The sequence below is a fragment of the Janthinobacterium sp. Mn2066 genome, from assembly GCF_049319705.1.
GTDB lineage: Bacteria > Pseudomonadota > Gammaproteobacteria > Burkholderiales > Burkholderiaceae_D > Janthinobacterium.
Genome location: NZ_JBMOUF010000008.1, coordinates 212,393 through 228,715, shown reverse-complemented (window position 1 = coordinate 228,715; position 16,323 = coordinate 212,393). Strand labels below are relative to the sequence as shown.

Below are 16,323 nucleotides of genomic sequence, written 5' to 3'. Positions count from 1 at the left end.
GGTGCGGGCTGGGTGTTGCTGCTTAGGCGGCGATGCGCGAGGCGAAGTCGGCCAGGTAGCGGTCAGTGATACGCTGCTGGAAGCGCAGGTTTTCCAGGGGCGGCACGGGCGTATAGTCGTAGTCAATGGCGAGCTGGCCGGCCTTGAGCGTTTCTTTTCCATTGAACTGTTCGTCATACCAGGCGGTGCCGTCGATGATGTAGCCCTGGCGTTTGAGGTCGCGGAACTTGGCATTGATGCTTTCCAGCAGATCGCGCACCAGTGACGGATGCAAGGGCAGATCGACAAAGGCGAAATGCGCCTCGGCGATGGTGTCGGCAATCACCTGGGCCGTGCGCGTGTAGCTCTCGTAATAAAAGAAGCCACCCGGCGCCTCGCAGGTGCGCGAACCCCAGAAGCGGTAGCCGCCCATATTGATCAGGGTCGTGACTTCCTTGGCGTTGAGCACACCTGCATCGGTGTTCGGGTCTTGCAAGTCAAAAAACACATCCTTGGTCAGACCGGTCGGGCCGTTGACGACCACGTTGGACAGCGTCTTGTGCCAGCCCGTCTCCTCGTCGATCTTGGCGCGCAAGCCCATGGCATAGGCCACGGCCGACATACTGGCTTCGGCATCGGTGGCAGTATCCCAGTTCACGAAGTCGGGCCAGATGATCATCACTTCGCGCTGGCCGAACTGGTCGCGATAGGTGGTAGCCGCCACCACGTTGCTGCAGCCATAGGCCGATGCATACACAAAGCTGCGCAGTTGCTGCGCCACGCCTGCCAGGGCGTTGGTGACGGCCTTGGTGTCCAGACCCGGCGCGCCCAGGATGCGCGGCTTGACGCCCAGCTTGCTTTGCGCGGCCAGCAGCGCCTTGGCGCCCAGGTATTGGCCATCGGGCGACACGCCGCCCACGGCATTGGTGGTGGTTTCCGCTTCCGTTTCGCCTTCGGCCACGCGCACCACCACCGTCAGGGGTTTGGTTTGCGCAGCAATCGCTTCCAGCGCGCGGTACAAGGTGCCCTTTTTGCCGGCCTTGCCCATGGCGGCCAGCACGTTGGTGACGAGCACAGGCGTGTCGAGCGGAAAGGTTTCCGGGTCGGCGTCGTTGGCCGTGGCGATCAGGCCCAGCACGGCCGTCGATACGGTACGGATCGGGCGCGAACCCTCGTTAATTTCAATGACGCGCACGCCATGGTGGTAGTCGGTGGGCATGGTTGGCTCTCCTGGTGAGGGGTAAAAGTAGGGATTACTGGCTGACGTTGGCAGACAAGGCCGCTGGCAAGGCGGTGCCGGCTTCGGCAAAGGCGCGGCGGGCCTCATCCGGCAGCGTGTCGGCGATGCGGCTGTATTCGCGTTCGACGGCGGCTTGCAGGGCTGGCATGTCATCGGCAGCGCGCACCGCCGCGCAGGTGGTGATATCGAGCAAGTCGGCACGCGCCGTGCTGATCGCTTGCACGGTCGGCATGTCGGCGCTGGCCAGCGCTGCAAAGCCGATGCCCGCCAGGCGGTTCAATACGGCGTCACGGGCCAGGCGTACCTTGTCCATATAGTGTTCCGCCAAGGTGGCGAAGGCGGCAGGCTGCGCATCCGAGATGACAAGTTTGCCCCGCTTGAAGGAAAAGGTTTGACCCGGTTGCCGTGCCATCGCGCGTTCAAAATCGGCGTAATCGACATCAATAATGTCGTCGGGTAGGGTGGCGTAATCTTCTGTGTACGGGTAAAAGTTGCCCGTGGATTTGGAATAGCGAATGTTCATTTTTTAGTAACCAATGGCAAGAACGTCGATGTACATGGCAGGCTCGCTGCCTTTGATGTCCACATGGGACGCTGTTGGCGTGCCGTGCCATGCCGAGTACAGCTGCGTGCCGCCGTTGATTGGCGAAACAACCACGGTTGGCGTTCCCGATCCAGGGAACTGGATCGGGAAGGTGAAGCGCACAAACTCAGAGGGGGAATTGGTCAGCACCTGGCCTTTTTGGATGATCATGCCGCCGGCGATCTTTTGATATCCATTAATGGCAAGGGCAGAGGCAAAGTCGGCGTTGCGCCACATTTCGGCGGTGGAGTCGATGACTTGCCAAACGTTCGGCCCAGTCTCCATCAGGGTGAGGTATTGGCCGACCTTGATCGTGATGCTTTCCACCATGCCGACATCAAATCCAATATTCACACCTGGTGCAGCAACCAGTGTGCCAGCATTGAACAGCCCAAAAAATTTGACGCACTTGCCGGTATTGGGCGGAATGCCTAGCGATGCCGGTGCCGGAATGGTGAGAATCTTGCCGGCATACGGGAAGTACAGGGCACAGCCCATGTCTTGTGCGGTGAGTGTGCGGCTTTCCAATACATCGCGATATTGCGCCATGTTTCCTTGCGCGCGCTGCACAAATTCGGCATTGACCAGCCTGTTCGACTCGTCGAACTTCGGCGGTGTTGCCACGGTCTTCATGCTGTATTGGGGATGGGGATCGGCGCTGGCCTGGTGTCCGGCGAGTCGTTGATCGCCATACACGATGACATCATTGTCTCGCTGGTCCACATAGCTGCGCTGGGCAAGTTGCGGGTGCGGATTGGCAGCGTTTAAATGGCCGGCCAGTTGCTGATCGCCATAGGCGCGGGCGCTGGCATCCTGCTGATCGACATAAGCAATCTTGGCCAGCAGCGGATGTGGATCAGCTGCGGCCAGGTGTTTGGCCAGTTGCTGATCGCCATAGGCGCGTGCGCTGGTGTCCTGCTGATCGACATAAGCAGTCTTGGCCAGCAATGGGTGTGGATCGGCAGCGTTCAAGTGACCGGCCAGCTGCTGATCAGCATAGGCGCGTGCGCTGGTGTCTTGCTGATCGACATAAGCAATCTTGGCCAGCAGCGGGTGCGGATCGACGGCGGCCAGGTGCTTGGCCAGTTGCGCGTCACTGTAAGCGCGCACGGTAATGTCTTGATCATCAACATACTTGCGTGTGGCCAGGATGATGGACGGATCGATTTTCAGTTCGATGGCGGCCGTGCTGGCAACGATCAGGACGATACGCACCACTTGCGTGCGGCCGCTGCCCTCGGTCATCAATGGCTTGTAGCTGGGCGGGCAGTTGGCGACGGCGCACAGGTCGCCCGCCTCATCGTAGATGCCGATTTCGCGTATCCACCAGCCGCCCACGTCTTCGGGCAGAACCTGTTCGACAATGATCTGGCTGGCGTTGGCCGGATCGATCGTCAACTGGTTCAGGCCCGCGCGGCGCACTTCATGCACCAGCGCCTTTTGCGTGCGCGATGGCATGGGCAGATTGCCGTTGCCGTCGCCCACGGCAAGGTTTTTAAGTTTCAGGGTTTGGCCCAGGGCGATGGCATTGGCCAGCTTGGCCTCGCCCACCTCGGTCAGGATTGCGAAATAGGTGCTCATGGATAGATGGTCAGTGTGTCGATGGTATGGGATGCGCCGGCCTGCAAGAGCGTGCCGCGCACTTCGATGGTTTCCGCGATCCACGGATAGACGGTCATGGCGTCGCCGTGGTAGGCGCAAGCGCCCGCGTAGACCGTGCCGCGACTTTCCAGATAAATGGCCAGCCCCTTCAGGTGTCGGCTGACCGGCTTGGCATCGGCGATCAGCCGTTCCATTTCCTGGAACATTTCATCGGTGATGCCAGAGTCCAGCACGCCCACGTCAAGGTGGAACGTGCCCGGCATGCCTGGCGGCGTTTCTTGCCACCATTCGGTGATACGGATCAGGTAGCCCAGGGACTCCACCACACGGCGCACGGCGGCAATCGTGCCCTTGTGCTTGTGGATGAAGTAGGCCGCCTTGATGGCGCCGCGCTTGATCGATTCCGGCCAGTTGTCATCCCAGCGATCCAAGGAACAGGCCCAGGCCAGAAACGGCAGCAGCTTGACCGGGCAGCGGTCGGCGCTCCACAGGTCGCGCAGCGGCACGGGCACATTGACCAGTTCGGCGCAGGCCAAGGCGATGGCGCGTTCCAGGGCCGTGGAATTGGGCGGCAGGGTAGGCACGGTTTTATTCATCGCGCACCACGATATGCAGGGTGATGCCCGTGCAGCGCGCCGCTTGGGTGGCGTCCAGCTCGATGTCAAACGCTGGGCTGGTTAGCACCACCTTGCGCACGCCTTCGACGTGCACGGCGGCGCTGCAGGCGGAACGGTAGATGCTGTGGCCCAGCGGCCGGCGCGGCTGCGACACGCGTGCGGCATTGGCGCGCGCGGCATCGAGCAAGATTGGCACTTCCGGGCCGACGCCGATAAACAGGGTGGCTTCGATCTGGTAATCGATCACCTGGGCGGCTTGCACCGTCAGGCGGTCGCCCAGGGGGCGCACTTCTTCGGCGCTGAGCGCACGCGCCACGGTCGCCAGCAGTTCCGCGCTGGCGATACCGCTGGCATCGTTCGATAGTACCGTCACGGTGACGTGCGCCGGCGCGGGGCTGATGGCACTTGCATCCTTGACCTGGCCATCTGCGCTGCGGGCGTGGAATTCATAGGAGGCTTTCGGCCCGGCCACGGACAGGCCATCTGGCGCTTCCTGGATGCGCAGGCGATAGGCGTCGTCGTCTTCCATGACGGCGGCCACGGGCGGCATGGCGTCTGGCTGGGCTGGCGTGATCGTCAGGCGCGCTACATTGACGTTGGCGCCCAATTGGTCCAGGTCGCCTTTGACGGCGAACGCCAGCATGACGGCCTTGCCGGCATCGTTGACGCGGTTGCGCAGGATGATTTCTTGATAGCTGTTTTCTTCCAGCAGCTTGGTGGCCGGTTCCGATTCAAGCTCAAGCAAGGCCGTGACGGCATCGCGCTCGGCTTCCGGCAACAGGCTGACCAGGTGTTCTTTGCGGGTGGCCAGGATGGCTTCAAAGTCCAGCACTTCAACCACGGTTGGCGCCGGCAATTGGGTCAGGTCGATGGGCGTGCTCATACGATGCCGCCTTGTTTGACGGGCACGGCCAGGGTGATGCCCTGGCCATTGGCGGTGCCTTCCAGCAGCACCGCGATGGCGCCATCCGTATCACGCGTGAGCTGCACATTGGATAGGGACAGGCGCGGCTCCCAGCGGCGCAGCGCAAAGGCGGTAGCGGCGTAGATGCGCAGTTGCGTGGCCTCGTTCAAAGGCTGGTCGATCAGTTCGGGCACTTCCGAACCGTAGCGCCGGCGCCGGGTGCGCGAGCCGATAGGTGTCGTGAGAATGTCGGCAATTGATTGGCGCAAGTGGGCCAGGCCCGTCAGGCTGCGCCCGGTGCTGGCGTTCATGCCCATCATGATTGCGGCCCGCCCGACTTGTCGCCACCGGCCTTGACGCCGCCGTGCGTGTGTTTGGCCAGGCTGATGTCGCCGGCCAGTACGTCGCCGCTAGCCTTGACGCTGCCCTTGACGGTAGCACCCTGCATGACGATCAGATTTTTCATGACGGTCAAATCGCCCGTGCAGATGGTGCTGGGCGCGTTCGATGTGACCTTGTCGGCCGTGATGGTGGCGGTACCGCCGGGCAGGGTGGCAGTCAGTTCGTGGGACGCATGGTCGTATTGCACCACGGCGCCATCGGGGTAGTGGGTGGTGTGGATGCTGTCACTGGTTTCGGGCGCGTCAAATTCCTTGGAGTACAGCGCCGGCACGATGGTGCCGCGCGTCAGATCACCTCCAGGGGACAGCACTATTACCTGTTCGTCCACGGTAGGCGCTGACCAGGTGCGCGTGCTACCAGCGCGCGGCGTGGCCCATTTCAGCCATTCAGTAGTGAGATTCGGCCCGAGCTGGACGCGCGCCTTTGCGCCATCGACCTCGGCAATGGTGCCCAGGCGGATCAGGTTTTGCAGCAAGCGGAGGATGTCGGACAGGTCGGCGTTCATGCATGGCATGTTGCCGAAGACCGCGTACGGATGCACGCGGGGGCGGGTTGATATGGGGCTTAGTGACTATGGAAGCTCGTGGTGCAGGGAAGCATATTTTTGAGTGGTGGAGATGAAAGATGACTGACTGCTATCGCCCCTAAGCGGACGGTGCATGTGGAGCCAATTATCCTCTTGACTGTCCTGACAGATAAGATCGCGGGGATTGGGAAAACGCCGCCGCACGGGACGTGGCCAGAGCAGAAGCTAATGTAGTGCGGTCGGGTTGCAGCAGTGTCCGCGTGGCTGGATCGAAGAGTCGACCATTTAGCTCGCCTACAAAGGAGCAGACAGCATTAAGTTCTCGGTCAGTTGCTGATGCGTCTAAGCGAATGAGAATTTCTACTTTGTTTGAGTCAAAGAGAAGATCAACGCGGGTACCGACTTCACTCCCGAATACTATCCAGTCTTCCATCATCAGCCATGGATTACCCATTGAGCCAACCAAAGTTCGTTGTGCGTTTAGTGTTGATGCGGCAAGTAGTTGAGGAAGCTCCCAACCGTCATCCTTCGGAAGCGGCAGTGTATTTTCTTCGCCAACTAAGAACATATCATATTGCCAAATTGCCATTGTAAGGTGATCTCAGTTTTTTTCGTATGTCCACTTTTGGCCGAGTGCCGAAGTTCGCGAGTAAGCACGTCTTAAATGCACTCAAGACTTATATTCATCGAGTGGCCAGCCCTCTTTGAGTACAGCATCGTACAACCACATGATTAGTGGGTATGGTATTTCTAAACGATACGCGTTAAAGACGACGTAACCAAGCTCATCGTAAAAGAATGCCTCAGCCATTATGTCTCTCACGCCATCGGCAAGTTCTGACAGTTCGAGAAACACCCCGTCCCGAATCACATCACTGCCGAATAGCAGTTCGTATTGCCGACCTGCTATGCTGCGCACATCACTCATTATTTCCCCTAGTTCGCCACGGGCGGCGAATGTCCGTTACTGGCCGAAAGCTGCCAGTAGCGCGTGACTATAACTCATTTAGCAACTAATTTTGCTTGAAATTTTCACAGGTGTAAATCAACCTTTTTGTAGGTACTGCAATAGCGATTCACGTATCAGCGTTTTATCTTGCTCATTCAAGCCCAGCAGCGGCCGCTCAGGATATTTATAGGCGGGCCCTTTTTTCGACACGCGATCTTCCAGTCCAAACTGATGCACCCGCGCTACTCGGGCCACCCGACCAAGGAAGCCGACTTCAATCTGGTCACCGGTTGCCTTCACTTTCAGATATTTCTCGGTACGGATTTTGGCAAACATCGCCGCCTTCTGCCGCTTGATCCGCCCATTTTTACTTTTAAGCTCCTTGCGCCGCTTGCGCGCCGGATATGCCGCGCCGTCCGGCCCCTGCTGCGCCTTGATGCGCTGCGCCTGGCTGCGGCGCAGGTCGATGGCTACCTTGTGATTGATGGAGCGGCGCTGGGCCGGTTGCAGCTTGGCCAGCAGGGCGCCCGCCCAGGCTTCGAGCGCTTGCAGGTCCTCGCTCATGCGCTTGCCTGGGGCGTTTGCCATTCGGCCAGCAGGGTGTCACCGGCGTACAGGGTCCAGAACTCGTCTGCGTAGGTCGGCGTGTCCTGTACTTCGGCCAGGTGCTGGATATCGAGTCGGCCAGCCTCGCCGCGCTTGACGGCTACGCGTTCGGTCAGTTCCAGCTTGATCGAAATATCGACCGTTTCATGGTTGTTGAAATCGACTTCAAAGCTGATGCCGTGCTTGCGCCGCTCTTCGTTGGCCATCAGGTCGAGCTGGTGGACTTTCAGCCAGGCGATCAGGGCCACCATGATGGCGTCGGCGTCGCCCGCGTAGTCGGTCACGATCAGGTTCAACTTGAAGCGGTATTCGAAGGACAGCGAAGCGGTGGCACTGGCCACCACGTTACCCTCGTCGGCGAACACCAGCAGGCGGTCGGGATCGCGCTGCAGCTCGGGGATGGCGGCGGCCAGGTGCTGGCGCAGGCTATTCGGTTTGTACATGGTAGGTGTTCCGCACGGTGTTGTAGGCGTCGATACAGGCGTTTAGCTGGCGGGTGGCGTCGTCGCCGTCGCCGGCGATGGCGCCAAGAGCTGCCGTAGTCGCTGCGTCAAGTTCGGCTCGCGCTTGGTGGCGATTTCCATCGGCAGCGGGGGTATCTGCGGCTGCACTGCAGCTGCCGGCAATGGGGATTGACACGCGCACAGCACCGCTGCGCACGTCATCATTAAAGCGGTTACGTTCAGTTTTCGCATGGGTTTGATCCTGGGTGAGTTGGTCGGCGCGCTGCGTCAGGGCGGCGCTGGCGGCGTGCTCCAAGGTCAGCACGCGGGCGGTGGCCTGGGCCAGTTCGGTGGCGGCGGTAGCCGCCTGGGTGGCCGCTGCGCTGTGCAGCGCGGCGATGGCGGCATCTTTGCGCCAGCCCTGCGCCGTCCAGCCCGCGACAAAGCCGCACAGCAGGTAGGTAGCCAGCGGGCGCCAGTTGGGCGTAATCACATGGCCACCCGTTCCTTGATCCAGCCGAACAGAAAGCGGCGCTGGGTCTTGTTGGCTTCGGTGATGTCGAGGTAGCGCGCTGCCTGTAAGCCGTTCAGGGCGCGCAGCAGCACGGTGGCGCCGTCCTGGCCGCGCCACTTGAGGAAGGCGGCCAGCGCGCCCAGCGATTGCGCGCCCAGGCGTCCATCGACGACCAGCGCGGCATAGCGCGTACCGGTATCGTTGAAACCGTTCAGCCAGCGTTGCAGGAATTCAGTGGCCGCGCGCGGCCCCATGTTCACGCCCGTATCGATCAGCTCGGCGCCGATGCCGGCATGGATGGCCAGCACCTGGTCGAACTTCGGTTCCACGATGTAGCGCGCCGTGTAGATGGCGCGGGCCACGGCAACAGGCATGTCGCGCATCGGGCCTTGATAGCCGTTGGCGCGTGCCACTGCCACGGTGATGCCGAAGTTGGTTTCACCGCCAGCATCAAGCGGGTCGTTCACATAGCTGCCTTCGGCGCGCAAGATGGCGTCGATGGCGCGCGTGATCAGCGGGTTTTCAGTGGTGGGCATCAATGCTCCTTTGCGTCTTTGACCAGCTCGGCGATATCTTTATCGCTGCGGCGCTGGAACCACAGGGCCACGGCGCGCGATACCCACCAGCCAGGTGCGCCCACGATCAGATCGACAGCGGATGCGTTGACCATGGCGCCGATGGTGGGGAGCTGGGCGCACAGCAGCTGATACACGGTGCTGCCCAGTAAGCAGGAAAACACGCCGGCGCAGGCCAGGCGGGCGACGAACTCGCCCTTGTTAAAGGTGCCATCGGCATTTAACGGCGGCAGCACGATGTACAACATGGCCGCGCCGACCATGCCCAGCGCGGCCTTGAAGCCATACAGTTTGACCAGGGTGGCAAAACCACCAAACGATTCTGCGGACATTGCTTGATACTCCGAGGTGAGAGGGGATAGATTTTTCATGATGGATAAAAGGGGGAATGCCAGCGTTAATCCCATAACTGCACAAGATCGGCTGCGGCCACGGCGGCGGTGTTAGGCGCCGGTTCGGGCAGGGTGACGATCAGGCCAGATGGCAGTACGGCGCCGTGCTGCGCCAGGCCGGGATTGAGTTCCAGCGTTTGCTCGACGTAGCCGGCGCCATCGCCCAGGTAGCGCCAGATCAGCGCGTCAACCGTATCGTGCTGCTGGGTGCGTACCTGCATCAGATCAGCTCTACGGTCAGGTGCGTGCGGCCGATCATGTCGGCGATCGCCCATTGCGCATTGCGGCGCTGGGCGCCAGGCGCTTCGTCCAGCCACTCCATGGTTTTCTTGTCGCTCAATGAGGTGGCAGTGCTGTCGTAATCTCGGTAGCGCTCGATCAGATCGGCTTTCGCCGTGCTGTAGACGGCGCGCCGGTACTGCGCCACCAGACGGCTTTCACGGTTGATGCGCGTGGCGGGAACGTCCACCAGCGCGGCGATGCCCGCTTGCGCATGCTGGCTTTGCCAGTTAGCCAGCTCGCGGTTGACTTGCAAGATGGCGTCCACCACGGCTTGCACCAAGCGCGCATCAGTGACGGTGCCATCCAGGCGCATGGCGTCGCGCATGTCAGCCAGGGCAATATCGGGAAACCAGCCATCGTTCTCGATGACGCCAGCGGCTGGCGCCGGCGGCGCTGGCGTGGCCGCCTGCTGGTGCAATGGGGGATGGGCCATAAAAGACATGCGTGGCTTTCAAAAGTGGGGCGGTGGACGGGGTTCATCTGCTCGGCATCGTTGATGATGCATAGACCAGAATCCCCCCGTGCCGCCGTGCTGCGGGGGCTGCTCTTACTTGGAATCGACCGCGCGCTTGATGCGCCGTTCCAGCCGTTCCATATCTTTCTTGACGCCGCACGATTCCGACAGGGCGCGGGCGCGTTTCAGGTGCACCATGGCTTGCTCTGCCGATCCGACCAGCGCCGGGGCGATATCGGTATCGTCGGCCTGGTCCAGTACGGCGATCATGGCCAGGCCGATAGCCTTGTGCAGCTTGGCGCGCGCCTGGTCTGGCGCATCGTTGCTAGCCGTCAATTGCTCGACTTTGCCCAGCACCTGTGTGGCGTGCTGCGGATCGCTGGCCAGCTTGCCGTGCAAATAGCCTTCGGCAAACTCGTCCAGCATCAGGGTGGCGATGTCGCGGCTGTAGGTATCGGGCAGGGTGAACTTGTGCGCCAGCGCGTATTCGGCCATGACCAGTGCGCGTTCATACTCGCCCGTATCGATGTGCCATACCAGCAAGGTGGCAAACACGTCATCCTGTGCACCCTTGCCGCCAGCCAGCACGCCGTCGATCCACTGCGCATAGTCGGGCAGCAAGGTAGCCTTGACTTCGATCTTGCGTTCCACGGACTGGATGGACTTCAAGCGACGGCGATCATCTGCCAGCTTGTAGAGCATCATTTCGTAGGCCGTGCCGGTGGTCACGCCCTGCGGCGCGGCGGCGCCGGCCGTGCGCTCGGCCAGCATGCGCGCACGGTGGCGCAGTGCAGGGGATTGATTGCCCATCACTTGTCTTTCAGCTCGATGTTTTCCACCAGGGCGGCCAGGCCCAGGTCTTCGATCACGTAAGCGTCATTGGACGATTCGTAGTTCTCGATACGGTCGCGCTTTGGCACGTCTTCCACGCGGCGGCGGCGCGCGCCTTCCTGGAAATAGATCGACAGGTTGTCGAAACGCGTAATCAGGATGGCGTTATCCGGGAAGAAGGGCACGCGCGCGGCTGGCAAGCCACCGATGCGTTTCTGGCTGATGATGATGTCGGCCGCCAGCGTTTCTGTGGGTGCCTGCTTGGTGTTGACCAGCGGGAAATACTTGTCGTTCAACAGTTTGCGCCCGACGATGGCTACCAGATTGGTATCTTCCTGATACCACGGGTCCAGCAGATTGACGGCGTCCGTCACAGCCGCGTCCAGGTTGGCATAGTCGGCGCCGGCCACATCGCCGATGATGACCTTGCCCGGCATACCGCTGGCCACCAAGCCCAGCACGCGCTCGGGCGCCAGTTCACGCAAGTGCTGCAGCCAGCCCTTGTTCACATCTTCCAGCAAGGGATTGGCATCCAGATCGGTATCGGCCATGGCCTTCACGCCGTTAAAGCCGATAACGATGCGATCCAGTCCCTGGCGCGTCAGGATGGCATTGGCCACGCGCGATTGGAAGTCGGGGAACTTAGCCCAGGCGTCCAGCTTGGCGTATTTCAGGTGCGTATCGAAGTTGGTTTGCTCACAGCGGTATTTGGTGCCGTCCAGGGTTGACAGATCGCGCGTTTCGCGGTCTTTGCTGTTGGTGTTGGTACGGCTGGCAATAGGGCCGGATACGCCCAAGCCCAGCTTTTCACCTTCCTGCTCGGTCACGCCGATGATGTTCACTTTCGACAGGAATTCGCTCGATTCCTGCATCTTTGTTTCCAGCTTTTGTTGCACGCTGGGCGTGACGCTGAACGTCTTGGCCACGTTGTCCGTGTCGTTCAGTTGGCCCAGGCGGGTTTCGTACTGGCTAAAGACCTGGCGCGTTTGCTTTTTCATGGTTTGGTATTCCGTTGTTGATGGGAGTGTTGTTGAGGGGCGCAGCCGCTTAAAACTCGGTTTGCACGGCGCCGTCGTTGCCGGTGGCGGACGGACGGCGCGGGCCGTTGCCTGGCTCTGCATCCATCTGCGCCTTGAAGGTGGCCAGCTCGTCCTGGGTGGCTTTCAATGCCTTTTCCGTTGCATCGATGCGCTTGACTGCGGCGGCGTAGTTGTCGCTGGCGGTGACGACATGGCCGGCCAGCTCCTGCACCGCTTCGGTGATGTCGGCAAACTGCGCTGCATCGCTGCCGGTCTTGGTGGAGAAGCGCGCCAGCAAGCCTTTCACCGCGTCGGCGAGCTTGCCGCCTTGCTGCGGCTCGTCGAATTCCAGCACGACCTCGACGGCGGACGAGAACAGATTGCCGCTTTGCTGTTTGCGGTTGCTGGAAAATTTCAGCGCGTCGGTGCCCAGGCTGGCCGGGCTGTCGGTGACGCCCAGGCCGACCAGATAAGGCTGCGCCGAATCGGCAAAGTCTGGCTGGATTTCCAGGCTGGTGAAGAGCTTTTGTTTGGCCTTGTTGATGGCGACCAGTTCTGGCGTGGGCTCGATTTGCGCGAACAGGGCCAGTTTCTTGCCGCTGTCCGTGTCAACTTCCTCAGCCTTGACGGCGATCACGTCGCCATAGGCCTTGAATTGGCTGTCGGGCAGGATGCCGCGTATGTGTTCCAGCCAGATGCGGGCGCTATAGGTCTTCGGGTTGTAGGTGGCGGCGATTTGCTCGATGGTGGCGCGGTCGATGTTGCGGCCGTCCGTGGTGGCGCCTTCGGTGGCGACGCGAAAGAATTTCGATTGGGGCATGGTGGCGTTCTCGGTTGATCGGATAGCGCCATGGTCAACGTCTTGGCGCTTGCATTCAATGCCGCGCGGGTTGCTATGCGCCGTAGTGACTCGCGCACGCACCCGTTGCGCGCGCGCACCGCCTACGCTGGCGGCATGCTGACAATCGAGAAAACAAGCGAACAAATCACGGCCGAAAAAATCGCCGAACTGGCCGTGCCGGAAACCGAGCCGCGCCGCGTTGCGCGCGGCCTGTACTGGAAGGGCTGGCGCATTTCGTCCATCGCCCGGCACCTGGGGATCAAGCGCAGCACCATCAATAGCTGGAAAGAGCGCGACGAATGGGACAAGGCGCAAGCCATCGAGCATGTCGAAGCGTCGGCCGAGCTGCGCCTGGTCAAGCTGATCGAAAAGGAAGTCAAGAGCGGCAGCGATTTCAAGGAAATCGACTTGTTGGCGCGCACCATCGTGCAGATGGCGCGCGTGCGCCGCTACGAGCAACCGGGCGGCAATGAGGTCGATCTCAATCCCAAGCTGGCGAATCGCAACGCAGGCCCGAAGAAAAAGCCGACGCGCAACGACTTCAGCGAAGAACAGAAAATCCAGCTGCTCGACGCCTTCCAGGATTCGCTGTTCGATTATCAGAAGGTTTGGTATCGCAACGGCGACCAGCGCACGCGCGCCATTCTCAAGTCGCGCCAGATCGGCGCCACCTGGTATTTCGCCCGTGAAGCGCTGGCCGACGCCATGCAGACGGGGCGCAACCAGATTTTCCTGTCCGCTTCCAAGAGCCAGGCCCACGTCTTCAAGCAATACATCGTGCAATTCGCGCGCGAGGCGGCCGGCATCGATCTGACGGGCGATCCCATCGTCTTGCCGAACGGCGCCCATCTGTACTTCCTGGGCACCAATGCGCGCACGGCGCAGGGCTACCACGGCAATTTCTATTTCGATGAGTTTTTCTGGACGCAGAATTTCCAGGAACTCAACAAGGTGGCCTCGGGCATGGCCATCCACAAGAAGTGGCGCAAGACGTATTTCTCGACGCCGTCCAGCACCACGCACCAGGCGTTTCCATTCTGGACGGGCGAGCTGTTCAACAAGCGCCGCGCCAAGGCGGACCAGGTCAACATCGACGTGAGCCATGGTCGCCTGTCGTCGGGCTTTACGGGCGAGGACAAAATCTGGCGCCAGATCGTCACGATCCTGGACGCCGAGCGCGGCGGCTGCAACCTGTTCGACATCGACGAGCTGCGCAACTTCGAATACAGCCCGGACCAGTTCGAAAACCTGCTGATGTGCAACTTCATCGACGATTCGGCGTCCGTCTTCCCCTTGAACGAGCTGCAGCGCTGCATGGTCGATTCCTGGGTGGAGTGGGACGACTACAAGCCGCTGCTGGGCTTGCGCCCGTTCGGCAACCGCCCTGTGTGGATCGGCTACGACCCGGCCTTGAACGGCGACAGCGCCGGCTGCGTGGTGCTGGCGCCGCCCATGACGGCCGGCGGCAAGTTCCGCATCCTGGAGCGGCACCAGTGGCGCGGCCAGGACTTCAAGGACCATGCCGACGCCATCCGCCAGATGACCCAGCGCTACAACGTGGAATACATCGGCATCGATACCACCGGCATGGGCATCGGCGTGCTGCCCATCGTGCGCGGCTTCTTCCCGGCCGTCACGGCGCTGAACTACTCGCCTGAAGTCAAAACGCGCATGGTCTTGAAGGCCAAAAACATCATCAGCAAGGGACGGCTGGAATTTGATGCCGGCTGGACCGACATCGCGCAGTCATTCATGGCGATCCGCAAGACCCTTACCCCCAGCGGTCGGCACGTGACCTACGTCGCCGGCCGCAGCGAAGAAACCGGCCATGCCGACCTGGCATGGGCCTGCATGCACGCCCTCGATCATGAGCCATTCGAAGGCACCACCGAAAACAACCAATCTTTCATGGAGATTTATTCTTGAGTAAAGCACGACACTTGCGCGCGCGTGGCCGCCAGGCCCAGCCCGCACCACCAGCCACCGCGCCTGCGCCGGCCAGCGCCGCCGGCATCGAAGCGTTTTCTTTCGGCGATCCGACGCCCGTGCTCGAGCACGCCGATATTCTCGATTGCTTCGAATGCTGGAAGAACGGGCACTGGTATGAGCCGCCCATCAATCTGGCCGGCCTGGCCAAGTCCTTCAATGCCGGCGTGCATCACAGCAGCGCGATCCACTTCAAGGCCAACGTGCTGGCGTCTACCCTGATCCCCAGCAAATACCTGTCGCGCGATGCTTTCAAGCGCATGGCGCTGGACTATCTGACGTTTGGCAATGCCTACCTGGAAGACCGGCCCAGCCGTAGCGGCGTGAAACTGAAGTTTGAACACGCCCTGGGCAAGTACATGCGGCGCGGTGTCGACCTGGACACATATTTCTTTGTGAATGGCTACCAGGCTGTGCATGAATTCGACAAGGGCCGCATCTTTCACCTGATGGAACCGGACGTGAACCAGGAGCTATACGGCGTGCCGCAGTACCTGAGTGCCTTGCAATCGGCCTGGCTCAACGAGGCGGCCACCCTGTTCCGCCGCAAGTATTACAAGAACGGCTCCCATGCGGGCTTCGTGTTCTACATGACCGATGCCGCCGCCAACACGCAGGACGTGGACAACTTGCGCCAGGCCATGCGCGACAGCAAAGGACCGGGCAATTTCCGTAACCTCTTCATGTACGCGCCGAATGGCAAGAAGGACGGTATCCAGATCCTGCCTGTGTCGGACGTGGCTGCCAAGGACGAATTCTTCAACATCAAGAGCGTGACGCGTGACGACCAGCTGGCCGCGCACCGCGTGCCGCCGCAGCTGATGGGCATCTTGCCGAACAACGCAGGCGGCTTCGGCGCGGTGGAACCAGCCGCGCGCGTCTTCGCCCGCAATGAGCTGGTGCCCTTGCAGACGCAGTTCCTGGCCATCAATGAATGGGCCGGCGTGGAAGTGGTGAAGTTCGCGCCATATGAGCTGGGCCTGGCCAAGGAGGGCGCGTAATGAGCGATCACGTAGACAACACCGACAAGATCATCTTTGCAGAGGTAAAGCGCGGCCTGGCCGCCGTGCGCAGCCGTCCTGCCCTGGTGGCGCACGGCTGCTGCTATTTCTGCGACGAAGCACTGGCGCCGGCCATGCTGTTCTGCGGCGTGGAGTGCCGCGACGATTACGATAAGGAGCAAGCGGCCAAGGCCCGCGCCGGCTGCACAGGATGACCGCCACGCCGCGCTAGCTGGCAGGGCAGGGCCGCGACAGCCCAGCCGCGCCAGACTGCCCCAGCCACCGCACAAGCCGCCCATGAGGCGGCTTTTTCACGTCCTGATGATCGATGTTGTCTCAGGGGCAATAAAAATGATGATTTCGGCCCGGCGCGCGCAGTTGTCCCCGCTCCACACCTGCCCGCTATATAGGGGTCTTTTGACTCAAATTTGCGCCATGGCCGAAGGGGCATGAGGACTGGCGCGGCGGGGTGAAGAGGGGGTGTGCGATTTGACGCATTTTGATGCACTTTGAGCGGTTTTTCGTGCGAAAGGTGTTGCGCCGTGGGAACGGTGTTGTTTTCGCGCTGCACGGCGTC

22 protein-coding genes are annotated in these 16,323 nt (G+C 61.2%); 3 read left to right on the top strand and 19 right to left on the bottom strand.

Features of this window, described 5'->3' with window-relative positions; genetic code table 11:
- Nucleotides 1-22: 22 nt before the first annotated feature.
- The 19 genes from ACL9RI_RS17340 to ACL9RI_RS17250 form a co-directional block, all read right to left on the bottom strand.
- The gene (locus tag ACL9RI_RS17340) at nucleotides 23-1,198 is read right to left on the bottom strand and encodes a phage tail sheath protein (protein ID WP_422727754.1); all 1,176 of its coding nucleotides are present in this window, start codon (nucleotides 1,196-1,198) and stop codon (nucleotides 23-25) included.
- Nucleotides 1,199-1,232: 34 nt separating this feature from the next.
- The gene (locus tag ACL9RI_RS17335; protein WP_422727753.1) at nucleotides 1,233-1,742 is read right to left on the bottom strand and encodes a hypothetical protein; all 510 of its coding nucleotides are present in this window, start codon (nucleotides 1,740-1,742) and stop codon (nucleotides 1,233-1,235) included.
- A gap of 3 nt (nucleotides 1,743-1,745) precedes the next feature.
- On the bottom strand, nucleotides 1,746-3,383 hold the full coding sequence (locus ACL9RI_RS17330) for a phage tail protein (RefSeq protein ID WP_422727752.1): 1,638 nt from the start codon (nucleotides 3,381-3,383) through the stop codon (nucleotides 1,746-1,748).
- Nucleotides 3,380-4,000, bottom strand: a complete 621-nt coding sequence (locus ACL9RI_RS17325) for a phage tail protein I (RefSeq protein WP_422727751.1) — start codon at nucleotides 3,998-4,000, stop codon at nucleotides 3,380-3,382. Before ACL9RI_RS17325 ends, ACL9RI_RS17330 begins: the two co-directional genes overlap by 4 nt.
- Nucleotides 3,993-4,904 carry a baseplate assembly protein gene (locus ACL9RI_RS17320; RefSeq protein ID WP_422727750.1) on the bottom strand — a complete coding sequence of 304 codons (912 nt, stop codon included), beginning with the start codon at nucleotides 4,902-4,904 and terminating at the stop codon, nucleotides 3,993-3,995. Before ACL9RI_RS17320 ends, ACL9RI_RS17325 begins: the two co-directional genes overlap by 8 nt.
- A complete protein-coding gene (locus ACL9RI_RS17315; protein ID WP_422727749.1) occupies nucleotides 4,901-5,236 on the bottom strand; it encodes a GPW/gp25 family protein in 336 nt (111 codons plus the stop codon). Before ACL9RI_RS17315 ends, ACL9RI_RS17320 begins: the two co-directional genes overlap by 4 nt.
- Nucleotides 5,237-5,241: 5 nt before the next feature.
- The gene (locus ACL9RI_RS17310; RefSeq protein WP_422727748.1) at nucleotides 5,242-5,832 is read right to left on the bottom strand and encodes a phage baseplate assembly protein V; all 591 of its coding nucleotides are present in this window, start codon (nucleotides 5,830-5,832) and stop codon (nucleotides 5,242-5,244) included.
- Between the two features lie 166 nt (nucleotides 5,833-5,998).
- Entirely contained in the window at nucleotides 5,999-6,421 is a 423-nt protein-coding gene (locus tag ACL9RI_RS17305) for a hypothetical protein (protein ID WP_422727747.1), read from the bottom strand.
- 102 nt (nucleotides 6,422-6,523) lie between these two features.
- Nucleotides 6,524-6,781 (bottom strand): hypothetical protein, encoded by a 258-nt coding sequence (locus ACL9RI_RS17300; RefSeq protein WP_034785554.1) that lies wholly within the window; start codon nucleotides 6,779-6,781, stop codon nucleotides 6,524-6,526.
- 117 nt (nucleotides 6,782-6,898) lie between these two features.
- Nucleotides 6,899-7,366: a phage virion morphogenesis protein gene (locus ACL9RI_RS17295; protein ID WP_422727746.1), complete on the bottom strand. Its 468-nt coding sequence runs from the start codon at nucleotides 7,364-7,366 to the stop codon at nucleotides 6,899-6,901.
- Complete coding sequence (locus ACL9RI_RS17290) at nucleotides 7,363-7,851, bottom strand: phage tail protein (protein ID WP_422727745.1); 489 nt, start codon at nucleotides 7,849-7,851, stop codon at nucleotides 7,363-7,365. The genes ACL9RI_RS17295 and ACL9RI_RS17290 overlap by 4 nt, the downstream gene beginning before the upstream one ends.
- Nucleotides 7,835-8,344 carry a lysozyme gene (locus ACL9RI_RS17285; protein ID WP_422727744.1) on the bottom strand — a complete coding sequence of 170 codons (510 nt, stop codon included), beginning with the start codon at nucleotides 8,342-8,344 and terminating at the stop codon, nucleotides 7,835-7,837. The genes ACL9RI_RS17290 and ACL9RI_RS17285 overlap by 17 nt, the downstream gene beginning before the upstream one ends.
- Nucleotides 8,341-8,901 (bottom strand): glycoside hydrolase family 108 protein, encoded by a 561-nt coding sequence (locus ACL9RI_RS17280; RefSeq protein ID WP_422727743.1) that lies wholly within the window; start codon nucleotides 8,899-8,901, stop codon nucleotides 8,341-8,343. Before ACL9RI_RS17280 ends, ACL9RI_RS17285 begins: the two co-directional genes overlap by 4 nt.
- A complete protein-coding gene (locus tag ACL9RI_RS17275) occupies nucleotides 8,901-9,272 on the bottom strand; it encodes a hypothetical protein (protein WP_422727742.1) in 372 nt (123 codons plus the stop codon). The genes ACL9RI_RS17280 and ACL9RI_RS17275 overlap by 1 nt, the downstream gene beginning before the upstream one ends.
- A 65-nt stretch (nucleotides 9,273-9,337) precedes the next feature.
- Nucleotides 9,338-9,553: a tail protein X gene (locus ACL9RI_RS17270; RefSeq protein ID WP_422727741.1), complete on the bottom strand. Its 216-nt coding sequence runs from the start codon at nucleotides 9,551-9,553 to the stop codon at nucleotides 9,338-9,340.
- Nucleotides 9,553-10,056, bottom strand: coding sequence for a head completion/stabilization protein (locus ACL9RI_RS17265; RefSeq protein ID WP_422727740.1), 504 nt, complete (start codon nucleotides 10,054-10,056; stop codon nucleotides 9,553-9,555). The genes ACL9RI_RS17270 and ACL9RI_RS17265 overlap by 1 nt, the downstream gene beginning before the upstream one ends.
- A gap of 105 nt (nucleotides 10,057-10,161) precedes the next feature.
- Nucleotides 10,162-10,878 (bottom strand): phage terminase small subunit, encoded by a 717-nt coding sequence (gene gpM / locus ACL9RI_RS17260; RefSeq protein WP_422727739.1) that lies wholly within the window; start codon nucleotides 10,876-10,878, stop codon nucleotides 10,162-10,164.
- Entirely contained in the window at nucleotides 10,878-11,897 is a 1,020-nt protein-coding gene (locus ACL9RI_RS17255; protein WP_422727738.1) for a phage major capsid protein, P2 family, read from the bottom strand. The genes gpM and ACL9RI_RS17255 overlap by 1 nt, the downstream gene beginning before the upstream one ends.
- A gap of 49 nt (nucleotides 11,898-11,946) precedes the next feature.
- Nucleotides 11,947-12,738, bottom strand: a complete 792-nt coding sequence (locus tag ACL9RI_RS17250; protein ID WP_422727737.1) for a GPO family capsid scaffolding protein — start codon at nucleotides 12,736-12,738, stop codon at nucleotides 11,947-11,949.
- 30 nt (nucleotides 12,739-12,768) lie between these two features.
- On the opposite strand from ACL9RI_RS17250, the gene ACL9RI_RS17245 reads away from it, so the two are divergent.
- The 3 genes from ACL9RI_RS17245 to ACL9RI_RS17235 are packed head-to-tail and all read left to right on the top strand — an operon-like array spanning nucleotide 12,769 to nucleotide 15,961.
- Nucleotides 12,769-14,685, top strand: coding sequence for a terminase ATPase subunit family protein (locus ACL9RI_RS17245; protein ID WP_422727736.1), 1,917 nt, complete (start codon nucleotides 12,769-12,771; stop codon nucleotides 14,683-14,685).
- On the top strand, nucleotides 14,682-15,746 hold the full coding sequence (locus ACL9RI_RS17240; protein WP_422727735.1) for a phage portal protein: 1,065 nt from the start codon (nucleotides 14,682-14,684) through the stop codon (nucleotides 15,744-15,746). Before ACL9RI_RS17245 ends, ACL9RI_RS17240 begins: the two co-directional genes overlap by 4 nt.
- The gene (locus tag ACL9RI_RS17235; RefSeq protein WP_422727734.1) at nucleotides 15,746-15,961 is read left to right on the top strand and encodes a hypothetical protein; all 216 of its coding nucleotides are present in this window, start codon (nucleotides 15,746-15,748) and stop codon (nucleotides 15,959-15,961) included. The genes ACL9RI_RS17240 and ACL9RI_RS17235 overlap by 1 nt, the downstream gene beginning before the upstream one ends.
- The last annotated feature ends 362 nt before the right edge of the window (nucleotides 15,962-16,323 follow it).